Genomic DNA, 16,692 nt, shown 5'->3' with positions numbered 1-16,692 from the left:
TTTCCCGAGTTATAGCGTAAAGACCCGCAAGACCCACACATATGTGTTTCAATCGAGTTCTCCTGACCGCAGGAAGAGCATGTCCAAACCCTCTTGTCGTCTCTAAACCTATGTATAAGTGTTTTATGTACAGTCGCTCCTAAAAGCACAATAAAAACTCCTTTACAGATTATAAGAGTTAAAAAACCAGGAAGTACATATTTAGCATTAGGATCCATACTGGCGCGTTCCCAGATATCCACATCAACAACCGCCATAAAAACCGTAAGCACCATAGTTGTAGTGGCAGCTATGTTTCCAAAAAAATGGCTTTTTTCAAACTTGGTAACGGCCAAAACAGCATAAATGGCGTAAAGTATAGGAATCAGCATCATGGTATAAAAAATTAATGTAAAATCCCTAAATACTTTCATCATTTCTTCAGCAACTTTATCATTGCCTATATGCGCCTTAAATGCATCCATATTTCCTAGATACCTGACTAGATCCCATAACGTGAATTTATAAGTATAAATCATGTTATTATAGCGAAACGGCATTTTAGTCCAGTAAAACGCAAAAAAAGATACAAGAACGAACAATGCAGAAGCGATGCAGCCGAATTTAAACCAGGTTTTTGCATTTGATTTTCTCAAACAATCATCCCCATAAAAAGACCTTTTTAATGTATATTAACATAGTAAACATCATTTTACAAGGCTGAAAATATGGTTTAGTTCTTATAACATTTCAGCATAGCATTTACTGCAATAACCATACATTTCAACTTTATGCCCGACAACATGAAAATTATTTTCAGTAAGCTCAGGCGTAAAGATTTCAAGCGGGCAGTTTTGAAGGGCAATCCTCTTATGACAATGTATACAGACCGCATAATGCTTATGTTCATTCCTGTTAATCTCGTAAAGCATTATACCCTTGTCAATTAACGTTGTCCTACTAACAAAGCCTTTTTCAGCCAACAGCTCAAGTACTCTGTACACTGTTGACAGCCATACTGGCGCAGTTGACTGATCGATTTTTTCATATATATCAAGAGCCGTAAGCGGTGTATCTGCATTTTTTAAAATAGTTAAAACACATTCACGCTGTCTTGTCTTTTTTATTCCGTCAGGCCATTTATCATCAAGCATTATTACCCACTCCCCTATGAAATATAGATTGTATAATCATAATAAAAACAAGTGAAATAACTCCCACAAGAACAATTGTTGCACCGGGCTTTAGGCTTGCGTAATATGAAATAAATAATCCTGCTATTGTAAACAATATTCCAAAAGCTACTGAATAAATTACAGTCTGCCTGTAACTTTTTCCAAACCGCATACCGCATGCAACAGGTAATACCATCAGCGAAGAGACAATCAGCGCTCCAACTGTTCTAGCCGCAGCTGAGACTGTTACGGCTGTTAAAATCGTAAAAATAAAATTAACAGTTTTTACTGGGATTCCAGCAAGCTTTGCTGCCTGTTCATCATAAGCAACATAAAAAAGCTCTTTAAATAAAAAGATAAACGATAACATAACGGCAATGCTTACAGCAATAACCATAATCAGTTCAAAATCACTTATAGCAACGATACTGCCAAATAGAAAGCTGTTAAAATTTGCAGCGTTTTTAACGAAACCCGACAATACGCCGGCAAGCCCTATGCCGGCTGACATGATTATTGCTATAGACATCTCAGAAAATTTAGGGATCCTTTTTCTTATTGCCTCAATACTCAGAGCGGCGGCGATACATGCTACAACGGCTCCCAAAATAGGATTGATATTTAAAATAAGTCCTGCCGCAACGCCCGCAAGTGATGTATGCGATAAAGCGTCTCCGATCATGGAAAGTCTTTTTTGTACGACAATAATTCCTATGCATGGGATTATTGTTGCAAGCAATATTCCGACAATAAAGGCACGTCTCATAAAATCATACTGAAATAGCGTCATATTAATTTATCCCCGTTCTGCTGTCTAAGCGGGTGTTTATGCTTATGTTTCAGTTCGCTTGCAAGCTCATCGCGAGCTAATTCTACAAGCGATCCATCTTCAATGCATAACATCCTGTTTGTAATATTTGAAACACGTTCTGTATCATGAGTAACCATTAATACCGTCATCCCATCGTGATTAAAACCTCTAAGCAAGTCATAAAGCATCTCAACCGACTTCGCATCTACCCCTGTGGTAGGCTCGTCCAAAATCAAAAGCTTTGGCTTGTTTACCAGCACCCTTGCAAGCATAACTCTCTGCCGCTGTCCGCCAGACATTGTGCTTACAAGCTGTTTTGCATGTTCACGCATTCCAACCATTTCAAGAGCGTCAAGTGTCATTGCAGTATGCTGTTTTTTGGGAAAATGCAGCAGCCCTATTTGTGAAAACAGGTTTGCTTTTACGACTTCCTCTGCAGTGGCAGGAAATCCCCCTGCACTCGTACCGCTGTTTTGCGGAACGTACCCAATTTTCGTCCAGTCAGTAAAAGTATGCGCATCTTTTCCAAACAATTTTATCCTTCCGGACGCTGGTTTAATTAGCCCTAAAAGGAGTTTTAGAAGAGTGCTTTTGCCTGACCCGTTTGAACCTATAATACCTACAAAATCCCCTTCATTAATTGCAAAGTTGACCTGTTCCAAAACCGGCTCGTCACCATATCTGAAACAAAGGTTTTCTGCCTGTGCTATTACTTCCATTTTATCACCTTAAACCTTGTGAAAGCGCCGATAAGTTGCTTCGCATAACTGAAAAGTATTCAAGACCGGATGCCTGCTGATCATCAGTAAGTCCTTCCACAGGATTGAGAGCCATTGTATTAGCCCCAGTTGCATCTGCAATTGATTTCGCGACCTTAGGATTAATTAGATCTTCATAATATATAACCTTAATATTATTCTTCTTTACATAGTCTATTATCTCAGCCATTTTAGCCGGATCAGGCTCAGAATCAGCTGTGAGCCCCTCAATTGCGACCTGATTTAACCCATATGCAGAACATAAATAGCCAAATGCCTGGTGGGCAACAATTACATCTTTACCTGGCAGAGTCGAAAGTGTATCTTTAAACTCTTTATCAAGTTCATCAAGCTGTCTTGAACAATCGCTGTAATTCTGCTCATAAAAATCCTGATTTTGAGGGTCAGCCTTTTCAAGTGCATTTTTTATGTTTTCCATTTCGATTTTGGCGTTTTGCGGATTTAGCCAAACATGTGGATCACTTTGCGTTTCAGCTTTTCCTTCTGACTTTTCAGTCAAAAGTTCAATCCCTTTTGAGACTTCGGATATAACTATATTTTTATTTTTAATAGATTTAGTTACTTTTTCCGCCCATTGTTCCATACCCGCGCCGTTATATAAAAAGACGTCCGCTTTTTCCAAATTAGCAATATCGGTTGATGCCGGCTCCCAGTCATGCGGCTCGGTCCCTGATGGAACTATACATTTTAAATTTATTCTATCGCCGCCTATTTTTTTTGCAAAGTCATATACAGGATATATACTGGCATAAACTTTTATCTCTGTTTTTCCTGCCCCATTCATCTGATTACCTGTTGAACATCCTGTAAACGCTAACGTCAAACATATAGACAATAAAAAAGAAATCGATTTTTTCATTTAATCCTCCTAAATGCAAATTATTCGCATTCGCATTTATTTTATAACTCTTTCCATTCATTGTCAATATGCTATTCGTAAAAAAATAAAGGCACCGAAATTCGGTACCTTTATTTTTTCTATTAAACATTTGGTTCAAGCAATCCGTAACCGCCATCGTTTCTTCTATATACAACGTTTACTTTATCAGTTTCTGCATTATGGAATACGAAAAATGTATGGTCGAGAAGGTTCATTTGAAGTATGGCCTCGTCAACATTTAAAGGTTTCGGGCTAAATTTCTTGACTCTGAGAACATCAAAATCTTTCTCCTCTTCAACTGGTGTTTCAAATCCTCCGGCAAAGGCGCCCTCTTTAAGCCGCCTTTCAAGTCTGGTTTTATTCTTGCGTATTTGTCTTTCCAGTATATCTTCAATAGAATCAAGTGCAGGGTATAACTTCGGAGCAGTCCTTTCTGCTCTAAAAATCATGTCCTTATAGTAAACAGTAACCTCAATAGAAACGCCTAATTTAACTTCGTAAACTTTGACTTGGGCAACGGTGTCTTCGCTGAAAAATTTGTTGAGCTTGGTAAGTTTCTTTTCAATGTGCTCTGCTGCATTTTTAGGCAGTTCATATTTTCCCAATACAGTAATGTTGATTTCCATAAATGACACCCCTTTTGCTTTTTATATCTATCTTTTGTCAGTGAAGGATTGTTATTCCCTCAAATTCATTTTAACGCAACAAGGGTACAATGTCAAATGGTTTCCTCTTTGTGGCGGGACACGTAACACCCGATATTAACAGCAACGGGAAGCCCGGCAATATGTGTAGGAAATGCTTTGATGCGCACTCCGAGAGCAGTTGTTTTCCCGCCTAAACCGGCAGGTCCTATGCCGGTCTCGTTAATGGCAGAAAGCGCATCTTTCTCCATTTCTGCATAAAAAGAGTCTGAATTTGGACAGTCTAACGGTGTAATAAGAGCCTGCTTTGCAAGTACCGCACATTTTTCAAATGTGCCACCGATACCAACGCCGACTATGATTGGAGGGCATGGATTACTTGAGGCCTTCTTTACAGTATCAGTAATGAATGTCAATATATCGTCACGAGTCGCTGATGGTGTAAACATTTTAAGGGCACTCATATTCTCACTGCCAAATCCTTTTGGGGCGACGATTACACGAACCCGGTCACCCGGCACAATTTCTGTATGAATTACAGCTGGGGTATTATCACCGGTGTTTTTACGTCTTAACGGGTCCTCTACAACAGACAGCCGCAAATATCCATTTAGATAACCTTTTCGCACACCTTCGTTTACTGCGTCATAAAGGTTTCCGTCTGTAAAATGAACATCCTGACCAATTGACAAAAATACCACTGCCATACCGGTGTCCTGACAAACTGGAAGATTCATTTCAGCCGCGGCATCCATGTTATCACATATAGTTTGCATAACGTCGCATGACAATGCTGATTCTTCATTTTTAGACGCATCTCTTATTGCTTTCTCAATATCAGCCGGAAGTTTAAGATTGCTTTCAATGCAAAGTCTTTCGACTGTTTGAGTAATAATATTTACATTAATTTCTCTCATATTTTCCTACTTTACCCGTTTGCCATTCACCGTAATAAAAATCGTTTTAGCCATTATATCAAGCGGATCCCGATCAAAAACCACAATGTCCGCATCTTTTCCTACAGTAATTGATCCAACTCTTTCATCAATCCCGGAAATAACAGCGGCATTTATGGTTATCGCCCTTAAGGCTTCCTCTTTTTCCATACCGGCTTTAACCGCTAAAGCGGCTGCAAGTGGCAAAAACTGCTGAGGCAACACCGGGTGGTCAACGGTAATAGCAGTAGTTACTCCGGCTTTAGATAATACAGCAGGCGTTTCAAAAGACTGATTTTTCAGTTCCGGTTTGCTGCGCGTGGCAAGGCTTGGCCCTACGATAGCCCTTGCGCCCTCCTTAGCAAGTATATCCGCTATAAGATGCCCCTCAGTGCAATGGGTAATTACATATTTAATTTTAAATTCTTTTGCGATCCTTATCGCTGTGAATATATCATCTGCCCTGTGAGCATGGAACTGCGCAAATATTTTGCCCTCCAAAAGAGGAAGAATTGCTTCACTTTTTGCATCATACTCAGGACGATCGTCCTTATTCTTTTTCCGCTTGCCTTCTGCATACTCAACCGCTTTAGACAACGTTTCTCTAATAATTGCAGCAGTTGCCATCCTCGTTTTCGGAGCGTTTCCCTTTTCAGTAAAACTGATTTTCGGATTCTCTCCGAGAGCAAATTTCATGCAAAGAGGAGCCTTGATCAGCATATCTTCAATCCTGCGTCCATAAGTTTTAATGGCGGCAAATTGCCCAGCCACAGGGTTGGAACTGCCGGGTCCGGTTACAACAGTAGTAACTCCTCCGTCAAGTGCTTCTGTAAATGCAAAATCCATTGGATTTATTGCGTCAACTGCGCGCATATTAGGTGTTGACGGATCTGTGTTTTCATTGCCGTCATCACCTTCAAACGCAAGCCCATCCTCCCACATGCCGATATGTGAATGTGCGTCCACAAATCCTGGTAATGCCAGAGCACCCTTTGCATCAAATTTATTACCTGAATTATTTAAAGTATCCGGAATATCATCCATATTTCCGACAGCGGAAATCTTGCCGTTTTTGATATAGATATATCCGTTTTCGATCGAAGTTCCGTCCATTGGCAATATATGTGCATTAATGATTAACATTTTTCCTCCAAAAAAATAAAACTTTTTCAGAAAACCTGTTGACATATTATGTAAGTCGTGTTAATATATAGCTGTTGTTTACTCCCTTCATTTGCCCTTTCATTGTTTTGTTTTCCTTTGCGGCCGGCAAGAATGCCGGTCTTTTTATTTTATAAAAAAGAACAAACAGTAAAGAAAACAGCCCGAAAAGCGCCGGATGATCCAGCGTTTAACGGGCTTTAAATATTTACTAACCTCTTTTTTTATATGAAGTGCCACGTTTTGATTCAAAATTCCGTCTGATCGCGGAGATTTTTTCATCACTGTCCTGTTTAAAACGGCTCATCATATCCTCAAATCCCGTTTCTGTCTTCCTTGACCAGTCAATATCATCAGGCACTCCGCTGAAAACCCTGACCGGGCGCGGAGCACGTTTTTGCTGTTTATTTTCCGTGAGCTGTTTAATTGATAAGCTAATTCTGCCTTCGTTATCTATAGATATAACTTTAGCCTTAACCGTATCTCCCTCTTTTACGTAATCACGGATTTCCTTTACATACTCATTTGAAATTTCGGACACATGAATCATGCCTGACTTTCCGTCCGGCAGTGCGACAAAAGCGCCAAACTTTGTAATGCCGGTTATTTTCCCGTCAACCACCATTCCGACTTCGAACCCCAAATAAATGTCCCCCTTGTTTAATATACATATTTAACAGCCATAAGCTGTAACTGACCCATTACTGCCCTGTAACATTGACGAAGATACGCTCATCGGGAGTGGCAAGTCCCAATTTGTCTCGAGCTATCTGCTTGATCTCATCCTCAGTCAGCTTATGATCGATATCCTGCTGTAGATTCTCATTCTGACGTTGCTGTTCCTCAATTTTCACCTTGTAATCAGCAATTTCAGCACGTTTTCCGTGAATCTCCATCTGAAGATTTACAAGTTTATATGCGGTATAGATTATAAATGCCGCCAGACACAGTTTAACAATCCATCCGCTTTTTTTACGTTTCATTTTCTCCTCCGCGTGACTTTACGCGCCGTTTTTTAACACGTGGTTTACGCCCAAACATATGAAACGGGTGAGTAATAAAATACACCCGCCTTACGGTTTTTCTCTTATACCGAACCATAAGTGGCTTAGTAGCCATTGATACTATTATAATCGGCATTGCCACGATATGCAAAAGAAATTTTATAATTTTTTTAATTTGTATAATAATTATTTTCGCGCTTGACATAATTAGAATACTCAAGGACATAAAATAGATAACTGCGCCAAGAGCTGTCCCAATAAATGTGTACATTCTGACTTCGCCGCTCGTGAATACAAACAAGAACAAAAGCACTGCAACAGCACATATTATCCAGAATAACATGTCCTCGATAAAAACGCCAATGCCCTTCGTCCGCACGGCAATACGAAGTATTCGGAATATATCGTAAATAAATCCAAGCACGAAGCCAAGTGCAACTGACAGAAGAAATACTACAGCCTGGTTGGCAACCGACAGCTCCATACTATTTAATCAACCGTGAGAAGAAGCCGCCTTTTTTGCTCTCCTGCGCGGTATATTCCAGACTATCAATTTCCCCCTCGATCTGCACATCTCCACTCTCAACGTTCAGCCGATTAATATGTAAATCTGTCCCGCTAACAACTAGTTCGCCTGCAACTGTATAAAGTGATACGCTCTCGTCGTCAAAGCTGTCCACATCTTCTACCCCAGAAATACTAACCAAGTGTCTGTTTTCAAGAATTATATTATGCGCTGTTTTTTGGGTTTTCTTTTCTTCCGCCATGTCCTTTATCCTCCTTAGTTTTATTACTAAAGAGTATGATACAGCGCTTGCTATTATTCCTTGTGCCTGTCAAGCTGACTTATATAAATCCTGACAATTATTTCGTAAAGCAGCAAAATACAAACAGCCGCTAAAAGAGTGTAGATTATTTTGTAAAAAAGTATATTACAACTATAAGCCGCCGTTAATCCATATGAATAATCTTCTTCAGAAATTTTTAATGGAAACAGTATATTTGAAAAATAAAACGAAAATATTTTTGTGATATAGCCTGCCGCCATAAATATAGCAGTTGTGATCCAATACTTCACTGAAGTCAGAATATATTTAAATGTATTAATTCTATAAGTTGATGCCAATACAAAAGCAACAGCAAGCGAAATAAATAACCAGTTTAAAAGCATATATACGATCTGTAATAAATCACCGGCATTGCTGTAAAAGTTTATTACTGACAAACAAATACCCGGTATAACGTAAAATAGAATGACAGCGCAGAAAGAGCAAATAAAATATTTTAACGACACTTTTTGTGCGCTTACATTTCCATCATGAATTTTTCTAAACAAACCTGCTGAAACAGATAGTGTTAAAGTTAATACTGCGATTACCAATAATAACGTTAATGATTTAATAATGACGCTTGTATGATCCGACATATACATTAAATCTACTATTATTCCAGAAAATATATCTAACCCTAAAAATAAAAAAATCATTACGCCGACAGCCAAAACAATAAAAAACCAATAATTTTCTTTAATATCCCTAAACGATTGTTTAAAAATGCTGTCTTTCACAGAGATTTCCTCCCTTTCGTCTTATAGTATCATCATCTAAAAGCAGTGTCAACAGCATGTGCAGATTTTTACAGGTTATTAATTACAGGTCGGATACGTAAAGCAATCAATATTGCAATAATACCTGTAATTAAATCTTCTGGAATAAACAATGCCGCGCCATACCATAACGTCTTTCCGATTGACATTGACGTTCCCAGATATAAGTTTTTTATAATGTATAAATGAATAACACCCGGTATATATACTGCAATAATCGTTATGATCAAAGCTAAAAAATAACCTAGAAAAGATGGTTTCTTTATTCTTTCCGTAATAAACCCAGCAACAAACGAACCGCAAATAAACCCGAAAAGATAGCCAAAACTGGGCTGAAATACATATCCTAAACCACCGCCTGTTGTAAACACCGGCAGGCCAATAAGCCCGATTGCAACATAAAGTGCCTGAGAAATAGCTCCTAGACGTGATCCCAACAAAACACCTGAAAGAACCACAACAAAAACCTGCATTGTAAACGGGACTATAGGTGAAGGGATTTTTATGAATGCAGACACAGCCGACAGTGCCGCAAACATCGCACATAGCGCCATATTCTTAATATTAAACTTTTTCATTCTTTATTCATTATACTGATCTCACCGTAAGTCAAAGTTTCGCGTTTGCCGTCCGGCAGTTCAACAACAAGCCCGCCTTCCTCATCAAGCAAAACAGCTTTTCCCTGTCGCTTTGTGTTTCCTGAAATTATATCTATTTCCTTTCCCAAAACGCAAAGACGCTTTTTATATAGGTCAAGTACTTCTTTTTTATTATTTTCAAATAAAAACATACTGTACAATTTTTCATATTGATTTAAAATCTCAGCGATAAGCCGGCAACGGTTAACCTTCGTTAAGCCCTCCTGTGATAAAGATACCGCAATATCACCGACATTTTCGCTAAAATCCTTTTTGTCTGTAGATACGTTAATTCCAATACCAACAACGACATATTCAAGATGATGACTTTCACCTTCAACAGATGCTTCAGTAAGTATTCCGCACAGTTTTTTACCTGAAAGTAAAACGTCATTTACCCATTTTATCTCTGGAATTAGCCCTGATATTTTTTCAACTGCCTCTGAAACTGCTACAGCAGCGGAAATGGTATAAAATCCCATATCTCTAGCAGGGATGTTTGGACGTAGAACTATGCTTAAGTAAATCCCTTTCTTTGCCGGAGATTCAAACTTTCGTCCAAGCCTGCCTTTTCCTGCTGTCTGCTCTTCGGATATGACAGTAAAACCATGAGGTGCGCCCGATGCAGCCTCTGCTTTTGCATAATTGTTTGTTGAATCAACAGTTTTTAATATTGCAATATTCCTGCCGATTTCATTAGTAGCAAGATGGGCTTTTATGGCTTCTTCACTTAGAGTATCATCTTCGCTGTTTAAACAGTATCCCCTGCCATGAATGCTCTCTATCTCAGTGCCCTCAGCTATCAGATGCCTAATCTCTTTCCAGACCGCTGCGCGTGTAACCCCTAATTCCCGGCTGATTTCTCCTCCAGAGATAATCTTGCCCCGGCTCCTGTTTAAAATAGCATATATTTTTTTATCTAACATATCATCACCCAAAAACATTATACCCCAAAGGAAAAGCGGTGTAAACTAATTCTCATAAACTAGTTTACACCGCTTTTTAATAACTTAGCTGAATTTTTAGATAATTATATTGTGGCCTTGTTTTCTTCCATTTCGGAAACCATCCCATCGCTTTCGTATAATGGCACATCAAGCATATTCGGGTGATTGAACAGTCTATCCAGCAGCTTAAGTGTTTTTGACAGGTAATATCCGTCACAGATACGTTCATCTACGACAACACCGATATTGGTGCATTTTTTAACAGCAACTTCACCATCAACAGCTTCTGGAATTCTTACTCGTTTACCAAGCGTTATAAATACACTTGTTGTTCCAAAGTCGTAAATATGATGGTATATATAGTCAAGATTGATTGAGCCAAGGTTAGAAAAGAATGCAGTCGTATGGAAAGGACTTAGCTTAATCAAACTTTTTGGCAAAACGCCCATTCTGTCCATCCATTTGGCAAAACCGACAAAGGCTCTAAGTGCAATATGTGGGACAAATTGAAACACTTTTACAAGCAAATCTGTATCGTTTTGTCCTTCGGCCTGCTTATTGAAAGTAATTTCATCCTGAATCTTCCTTGATATTTCCTCCATAGTCTCGTTGCCGGTAAAACCTATTTTAACAGTTGTTTCCGGGGCATCATCAGACATCGCCTTTTTTACAGCAAAAGAAATGAATATTCCTTTACGCTGATAAAGCCTGCCGCCTGCAATGAACCTGTTAAGGTCGGGTCGCAGAGCAAATATCCTTACTAAAGACGCTATCACCACATCCATGTACGTATAGCGCAAACCGTTTTCACGCTTTTCCCTGATATAGTTATCAATGGCGTCGGTGTTGATGGTAATCTTATGGAATACCTGGGCATCACTACGACGCGTCATTATAAGCGGAATAACCGAAAACATTGGATCCTCCGGCTTAACCAGCTTACCATCACTTCTAAATCCCAACATAAGGATATCCCCCTTCATTACCGTTATTTTATTTCGTGCCGTCCTTCTATTGCACGAAGCAAAGTGTTTTCGTCTGCATATTCTAGTTCTCCACCTATAGGAATACCAAAAGCAAGCCGCGTGACTGTTACACCTAGAGGGCTAAGGAGTCTTGCAATATACATTGCGGTTGCCTCTCCCTCAATGGTAGGATTCGTCGCCATAATCACCTCACGAACCGTCCCACCCGACAGACGTGAAAGTAATTCTTTTACCCTGATATTATCAGGGCCTATACCATCTGCTGGCGAAATAAGGCCATGCAAAACGTGATAAAGTCCCCTGTATTCCTTGGTTTTTTCAAACGCCTCAACATCCTGAGCATCCTCAACAACACATATCGTCGTCTTGTCACGCACAGGGCTGTCACAAATTGCACAAACCTCCGTATCCGAAATATTCTGACAGACCTTACAGTATCTAACGCTTTCTTTTACATCTTTCACGGCTTCGGCAAAAGCTAAAGCCTCGTCTTTCGACATTCCGATAATGGCAAAAGTCAGCCGCTGAGCTGTTTTCCGCCCGATTCCGGGAAGACGTGCGAATTGTTCAACAAGTTTAGCAACCGCAGGCACCTGATATTGCATATCTTACCCCCTGCAGTTAAAACATTCCGGGAAGGTTCATACCGCCAGTTATAGATGCCATCTCTTTTTCAGCTTCCGCTTCCACTTTATCCGCCGCCTCATTAACAGCAGCAACTATTATATCCTGGAGCATTTCTATATCATCAGGGTCGATAACCTCAGGGGTTATTTCAACTGATTTTAAACGTTTTTTTCCAGTCATAACGACTTTGATTGCACCGCCGCCGCCAGTGACTTCATACTCTCGTTCTTCAAGTTCACTTTGAAGGGCGGCCATATCCTCCTGCATCTTTTGCGCCTGTTTTATTATGTTATTCATATTGCCCTGGCCGCCTTGATTGAACCCCGCAGGTAGTCTTGCTTTCATTTTTCTAAGTCCGCCTTTCAGTATGCTATTTATTCATAAAATTTTGAGCATTTTTTAAAAATTGTTTTCTATTATCATCGGCTGTGCTTTTTTCACCGGCTTCATCAATTTTTTTCACTTCAATTTCAAGCTTCAGTCCGCTTATTCCTGCAACTTTCTCTTGTATTTCACTTATCGTAGCCCTATTTTCAGATAATGTTTTATAAGTCAGCGGGCTAAAGGTAGCTATAATAAGTTTTCCATCTTTCACTGCAACATTTGAACGTTTTAGCGAAGCCGATAATGATGGATGAAGCGAAGCAAGCACTTCCGGCCAAAATTCAGGGTCACCGTCTTTTATCATCGTTGGTTTTACTGCAGTCTCAACTTTCGGCGACTCAGGCACTCTTTTTTCATTATTCGAATCTGTATCCCACGGTGGAGCATCATCCGTATGCGGAGCCTTTTTAGAAGGTTTTGCAACTGTTACAGTTTCAGGTTTTGTTTCAACAAATGCCTTGTTTAAAACTGAACAAAGCTTAAACAGAGTCATTTCAAGTTCGATTTTTTTATTGGCACTTTTAATTATATTATCATTCTCACGCTGAAGAATATTTATAAGAGAAAGAAGATGCTGTACACTGAAACATTCTGAGAATGACCTGATCGTGTCCCATTCAGCGGGCGGCGATAACAAAAGCCCCTGCCAGGCGTTGCATGTTTTAACTATCAGAATATCTCGAAAATATGACGACAGCTCGTCTGCGACAGTTTCAAGCGACTTACTTGTTCCTTCAAGAGCTGCAATCGCCTGAACCGCGTCTTCAAAACTTTCTTTTGCTACTGCAGCAGCAAGGTCTTTAAGATAGCCCCTATCACCGATTCCAGTAATATCTGCAACCCGTTTATAGGTGACGCTCCCGCCTGAAGCGCACTGATCCAGAATAGACAAAGCATCTCTCAGAGCCCCGTCTGAAAGCCTGGCGATCAGGGTAAGCGCTTCATGGTCTTCTTTAAAGCCCTCAGAATCACAGACCTGCTTAAGCCTTTTTTCTATTACTTCGTTTGGTATTCTATGAAAATCGAATCTCTGGCACCTTGAAAGAATCGTTGCAGGCACCTTTGCAAACTCGGTTGTAGCAAGAATAAATATAACATGCTCAGGGGGTTCTTCCAAAGTTTTTAAAAGCGCATTAAATGCCCCCGTAGATAACATATGCGCCTCATCAATAATATACACCTTATACTTCGATCTTGCAGGTGTATATTGAGTTTCCTCACGTATTTCTCTTATATTATCGACACCATTGTTTGATGCTGCATCGATTTCAGCAACGTCGATGTTGCTTCCGTTTGTAATGCTTTTGCAAGATTCGCACTCATTACAGGGATTGCCGTTGTTCGGATTCTCGCAGTTAACTGCTTTTGCAAGTATCTTTGCAAGCGTTGTTTTTCCCGTTCCGCGTGTCCCGCAAAAGAGATACGCATGAGAAATCTTATTATCGGCTACTTCCTTTTTTAAAAGTGGTACAATATGTTCCTGACCCGAAACCTCATCAAAAATCTGAGGCCGCCACTTGCGGTACAGTGCCTGGTACATATTGTCACCTCCATTGAAAGCAAAGTGCCTTGATGTCACATAAAACCGCGCAGTCCGCTTCGAAAATAGGCTATACACGGAACGCTCGGTAGATGCTCAAGGCAGGGATACTCATGGCACATCAAAAGATCTGCTTAATGCTGCTCGGTTCCCCGCCTGACATAGTTCACAGTTTTTGATTGCATAAGGCCTGCCTCTCAACGCACCATACCACGCGGCAGCTGCACAGTCGATTACCTCAGTTCGGACGTTCGCCCCTGCTATAGCGGATTGCAGGTACAGGGCACCGCTGACTCCCCGGTTAGCGCGGCTTTATCTGTCATCAAGGCTTTGCTTTATACTTTACTTATTATACGTTTTTTATTCCTTCAAGTCAATACAAAGAGTTTTAACTAAGTATCCTTGATATGGAACCAAAGATACCTATGCCCAATCCTTTTTTTAATTGAAAAGGCGGGAATAATGGTATATAATACATAAGATAAATATTTAATTTGAGGTAAAAAGTTAATGGACAACAAAAAAACCGTATTCAGCGGTATACAGCCCAGCGGTAAAATAACACTTGGAAATTACCTTGGAGCTGTTAAAAACTGGGTGAGTATGCAGGATGAGTATAACTGCATTTTTTCTGTTGTGGACATGCATGCCATCACAGTTCGTCAAAACCCCGCCGATTTAAGGCGCCAGACACTTGAACTGTACGCGCAGCTTATATCCTGCGGCATCGATCCCGTTAATAACGACAATACGCTTTTATTTATACAAAGCCATGTTCCTCAGCATGCAGAACTTTCATGGATTTTAAATTGCTACACGATGTTCGGTGAACTTTCCCGAATGACCCAATTTAAGGATAAATCTGCAAAAAATGCCGACAATATTAACGCAGGTCTGTTCACCTATCCTGTTCTAATGGCGTCAGACATACTTTTATACCAAACGGATGCTGTTCCTGTTGGAGAGGATCAAAAACAGCACGTTGAAATCTGCCGGGATGTGGCAACAAGATTTAACGGAGTTTATGGTGACGTTTTCAAAATTCCTGAGCCTATAATTCCAAAAGTAGGCGCACGGATCATGAGTCTTGCTGAACCTGAGCGCAAAATGTCTAAGTCGGATAGCAATGAAAACGCGTTTATTTTGCTTATGGATAAGCCTGACGTTATCGCCCGCAAATTCAAAAGAGCAGTTACCGACAGCGATACTCAAGTCATTTATAAAGAAGGCAAACTCGGAATAAACAACCTAATGACTATTTACAGTATTGCGACCGGCAAAAACTTTCAAGAGATCGAAGCTGAATTTGACGGTAAAGGATACGGCGAATTCAAAAGCTCGGTTGGTGAGGCCGTTGTTGAGATGCTCCGACCGCTTCGTGAAAAGACAGAAGACCTGCTAAAAAATAAGGATTATCTTGAGTCGTTATATAAAGAGTCAGCTAGAAAAGCTTCTTGGATAGCTCAAAAGACCCTTTCAAAAGTTCAGCGCAAAATCGGTTTTATTGAAAGGAAGGGTGTTTAATGTTCCCCCTTCGGTATATTTATGTTGTAATAGCATTTGTTGCGGCAGCTTTTATATCTTTTTTGCTTACACCTGTCGTAAAATCTTTCGCTCAAAAAGTAGGTGCGATTGACGTTCCTACAGACAGCCGGAGAATGCATAAAAAACCTATTCCGCGTCTTGGCGGACTTGCTATATTTTTCGGTTTCTTTTTTACAGCTCTGCTAATGGTTGATCTGACAACCCAGATGCGCGCAATACTTATCGGCGGTGTGATAATTCTAGTGCTTGGAATATTTGATGATATATACAGGCTTGACGCCATGCCGAAATTTATCGTACAAATCGTGGCTGCTCTTATCCCCGCTTTATCCGGCGTGGAAATCAATTTTTTCTCAAATATAAATTTATTTTCAAATAACCCTTACTTAAATCTTGGCGTGCTGACTGTTCCGATTACAGTATTTTGGATAGTAGGCATTACGAATGCTGTTAACTTTGTAGACGGACTTGATGGACTTGCCTGCGGAGTTTCATCTATTGCATGTTTCTCACTCCTTTGCATTGCGTTGATCCTCGGTGAAAGAGATGTTGAGATTTTAACCGCTGCTCTTGCTGGAGCCTGTATCGGATTTTTGCCATATAATTTAAATCCCGCAAAAATATTCATGGGTGACACCGGGTCGACATTTTTAGGGTATATACTAGCCATAATTTCAATTCAAGGTCTATTTAAGTTTTACGCTTTAGTATCATTTGCTGTTCCGTTTCTAATTTTAGGATTGCCCATATTTGACACTGCGTTTGCTATACTTCGCAGAATTGCCTCAGGCAGGTCACCTATGTCGCCCGACAGAAGTCATCTGCATCACAGGCTGATTGATATGGGATTTTCGCAGAAGCAGACAGTCGCCATAATTTATTCTGTAAGCATTGTTTGCGGTATATCCGCTGTTCTGCTTACGCAGACAGGAACGACAAAAGCGGTACTTATCGTCTGCACAGCCCTCGTTGTCTTTCTTGTTGCTGCCCGTATGTATCATGAAAACAGCAAATCCTCAGAAAAAGCTGACAATGAAAAGAATTAGGAGGC

The 16,692-nt window shown here is 40.1% G+C and carries 20 protein-coding genes and 1 other RNA gene; 2 read left to right on the top strand and 19 right to left on the bottom strand.

Annotated features, from left to right (window positions below):
* Window positions 1–719 precede the first annotated feature (719 nt).
* From Q8865_00740 to ffs, 19 genes are all read right to left on the bottom strand, one after another.
* On the bottom strand, window positions 720–1,133 hold the full coding sequence (locus Q8865_00740; GenBank protein ID MDP4151954.1) for a Fur family transcriptional regulator: 414 nt from the start codon (window positions 1,131–1,133) through the stop codon (window positions 720–722).
* Window positions 1,126–1,944 (bottom strand): metal ABC transporter permease, encoded by an 819-nt coding sequence (locus Q8865_00735; protein MDP4151953.1) that lies wholly within the window; start codon window positions 1,942–1,944, stop codon window positions 1,126–1,128. The genes Q8865_00740 and Q8865_00735 overlap by 8 nt, the downstream gene beginning before the upstream one ends.
* Window positions 1,941–2,684 (bottom strand): ABC transporter ATP-binding protein, encoded by a 744-nt coding sequence (locus Q8865_00730; GenBank protein MDP4151952.1) that lies wholly within the window; start codon window positions 2,682–2,684, stop codon window positions 1,941–1,943. The genes Q8865_00735 and Q8865_00730 overlap by 4 nt, the downstream gene beginning before the upstream one ends.
* 4 nt (window positions 2,685–2,688) lie before the next feature.
* The gene (locus tag Q8865_00725) at window positions 2,689–3,603 is read right to left on the bottom strand and encodes a metal ABC transporter substrate-binding protein (GenBank protein ID MDP4151951.1); all 915 of its coding nucleotides are present in this window, start codon (window positions 3,601–3,603) and stop codon (window positions 2,689–2,691) included.
* 122 nt (window positions 3,604–3,725) lie between these two features.
* Window positions 3,726–4,250, bottom strand: a complete 525-nt coding sequence (gene raiA / locus Q8865_00720) for a ribosome-associated translation inhibitor RaiA (GenBank protein ID MDP4151950.1) — start codon at window positions 4,248–4,250, stop codon at window positions 3,726–3,728.
* A gap of 92 nt (window positions 4,251–4,342) precedes the next feature.
* The gene (locus Q8865_00715) at window positions 4,343–5,185 is read right to left on the bottom strand and encodes a fumarate hydratase (protein MDP4151949.1); all 843 of its coding nucleotides are present in this window, start codon (window positions 5,183–5,185) and stop codon (window positions 4,343–4,345) included.
* A 6-nt stretch (window positions 5,186–5,191) separates the two neighbouring features.
* Window positions 5,192–6,346, bottom strand: coding sequence for an amidohydrolase (locus Q8865_00710; GenBank protein ID MDP4151948.1), 1,155 nt, complete (start codon window positions 6,344–6,346; stop codon window positions 5,192–5,194).
* A 229-nt stretch (window positions 6,347–6,575) separates the two neighbouring features.
* Complete coding sequence (locus tag Q8865_00705) at window positions 6,576–7,007, bottom strand: S1 RNA-binding domain-containing protein (protein ID MDP4151947.1); 432 nt, start codon at window positions 7,005–7,007, stop codon at window positions 6,576–6,578.
* Between the two features lie 58 nt (window positions 7,008–7,065).
* A complete protein-coding gene (locus Q8865_00700) occupies window positions 7,066–7,347 on the bottom strand; it encodes a septum formation initiator family protein (GenBank protein MDP4151946.1) in 282 nt (93 codons plus the stop codon).
* Window positions 7,337–7,852 carry a spore cortex biosynthesis protein YabQ gene (locus tag Q8865_00695; protein MDP4151945.1) on the bottom strand — a complete coding sequence of 172 codons (516 nt, stop codon included), beginning with the start codon at window positions 7,850–7,852 and terminating at the stop codon, window positions 7,337–7,339. The genes Q8865_00700 and Q8865_00695 overlap by 11 nt, the downstream gene beginning before the upstream one ends.
* A 1-nt stretch (window position 7,853) precedes the next feature.
* Window positions 7,854–8,135: a sporulation protein YabP gene (gene yabP / locus Q8865_00690; GenBank protein MDP4151944.1), complete on the bottom strand. Its 282-nt coding sequence runs from the start codon at window positions 8,133–8,135 to the stop codon at window positions 7,854–7,856.
* A 53-nt stretch (window positions 8,136–8,188) separates the two neighbouring features.
* A complete protein-coding gene (locus Q8865_00685) occupies window positions 8,189–8,935 on the bottom strand; it encodes a hypothetical protein (protein MDP4151943.1) in 747 nt (248 codons plus the stop codon).
* Window positions 8,936–9,003: 68 nt separating this feature from the next.
* Entirely contained in the window at window positions 9,004–9,552 is a 549-nt protein-coding gene (locus tag Q8865_00680; GenBank protein MDP4151942.1) for a biotin transporter BioY, read from the bottom strand.
* A complete protein-coding gene (locus Q8865_00675) occupies window positions 9,549–10,538 on the bottom strand; it encodes a biotin--[acetyl-CoA-carboxylase] ligase (protein ID MDP4151941.1) in 990 nt (329 codons plus the stop codon). The genes Q8865_00680 and Q8865_00675 overlap by 4 nt, the downstream gene beginning before the upstream one ends.
* A gap of 104 nt (window positions 10,539–10,642) precedes the next feature.
* Window positions 10,643–11,524 (bottom strand): 2-oxoglutarate dehydrogenase, encoded by an 882-nt coding sequence (locus tag Q8865_00670; protein MDP4151940.1) that lies wholly within the window; start codon window positions 11,522–11,524, stop codon window positions 10,643–10,645.
* Window positions 11,525–11,547: 23 nt separating this feature from the next.
* Complete coding sequence (gene recR / locus Q8865_00665) at window positions 11,548–12,150, bottom strand: recombination mediator RecR (GenBank protein MDP4151939.1); 603 nt, start codon at window positions 12,148–12,150, stop codon at window positions 11,548–11,550.
* A gap of 16 nt (window positions 12,151–12,166) precedes the next feature.
* A complete protein-coding gene (locus Q8865_00660) occupies window positions 12,167–12,517 on the bottom strand; it encodes a YbaB/EbfC family nucleoid-associated protein (GenBank protein ID MDP4151938.1) in 351 nt (116 codons plus the stop codon).
* 25 nt (window positions 12,518–12,542) lie between these two features.
* On the bottom strand, window positions 12,543–14,096 hold the full coding sequence (gene dnaX, locus Q8865_00655) for a DNA polymerase III subunit gamma/tau (protein MDP4151937.1): 1,554 nt from the start codon (window positions 14,094–14,096) through the stop codon (window positions 12,543–12,545).
* Window positions 14,097–14,141: 45 nt separating this feature from the next.
* Window positions 14,142–14,406, bottom strand: an RNA gene (gene ffs, locus Q8865_00650) — signal recognition particle sRNA large type.
* Window positions 14,407–14,606: 200 nt separating this feature from the next.
* Between ffs and trpS the strand changes: the two genes are divergently transcribed.
* Window positions 14,607–15,620 carry a tryptophan--tRNA ligase gene (gene trpS / locus Q8865_00645; GenBank protein ID MDP4151936.1) on the top strand — a complete coding sequence of 338 codons (1,014 nt, stop codon included), beginning with the start codon at window positions 14,607–14,609 and terminating at the stop codon, window positions 15,618–15,620.
* Entirely contained in the window at window positions 15,620–16,687 is a 1,068-nt protein-coding gene (locus Q8865_00640; protein ID MDP4151935.1) for an MraY family glycosyltransferase, read from the top strand. The genes trpS and Q8865_00640 overlap by 1 nt, the downstream gene beginning before the upstream one ends.
* Window positions 16,688–16,692 lie beyond the last annotated feature (5 nt).

The sequence above is a fragment of the Bacillota bacterium genome, assembly GCA_030705925.1.
In the GTDB taxonomy this organism is placed as follows: domain Bacteria; phylum Bacillota; class Clostridia; order Oscillospirales; family Feifaniaceae; genus JAUZPM01.
Note: the sequence above shows the minus strand (reverse complement) of the source record. Positions and strands in the feature narration are given on the sequence as shown.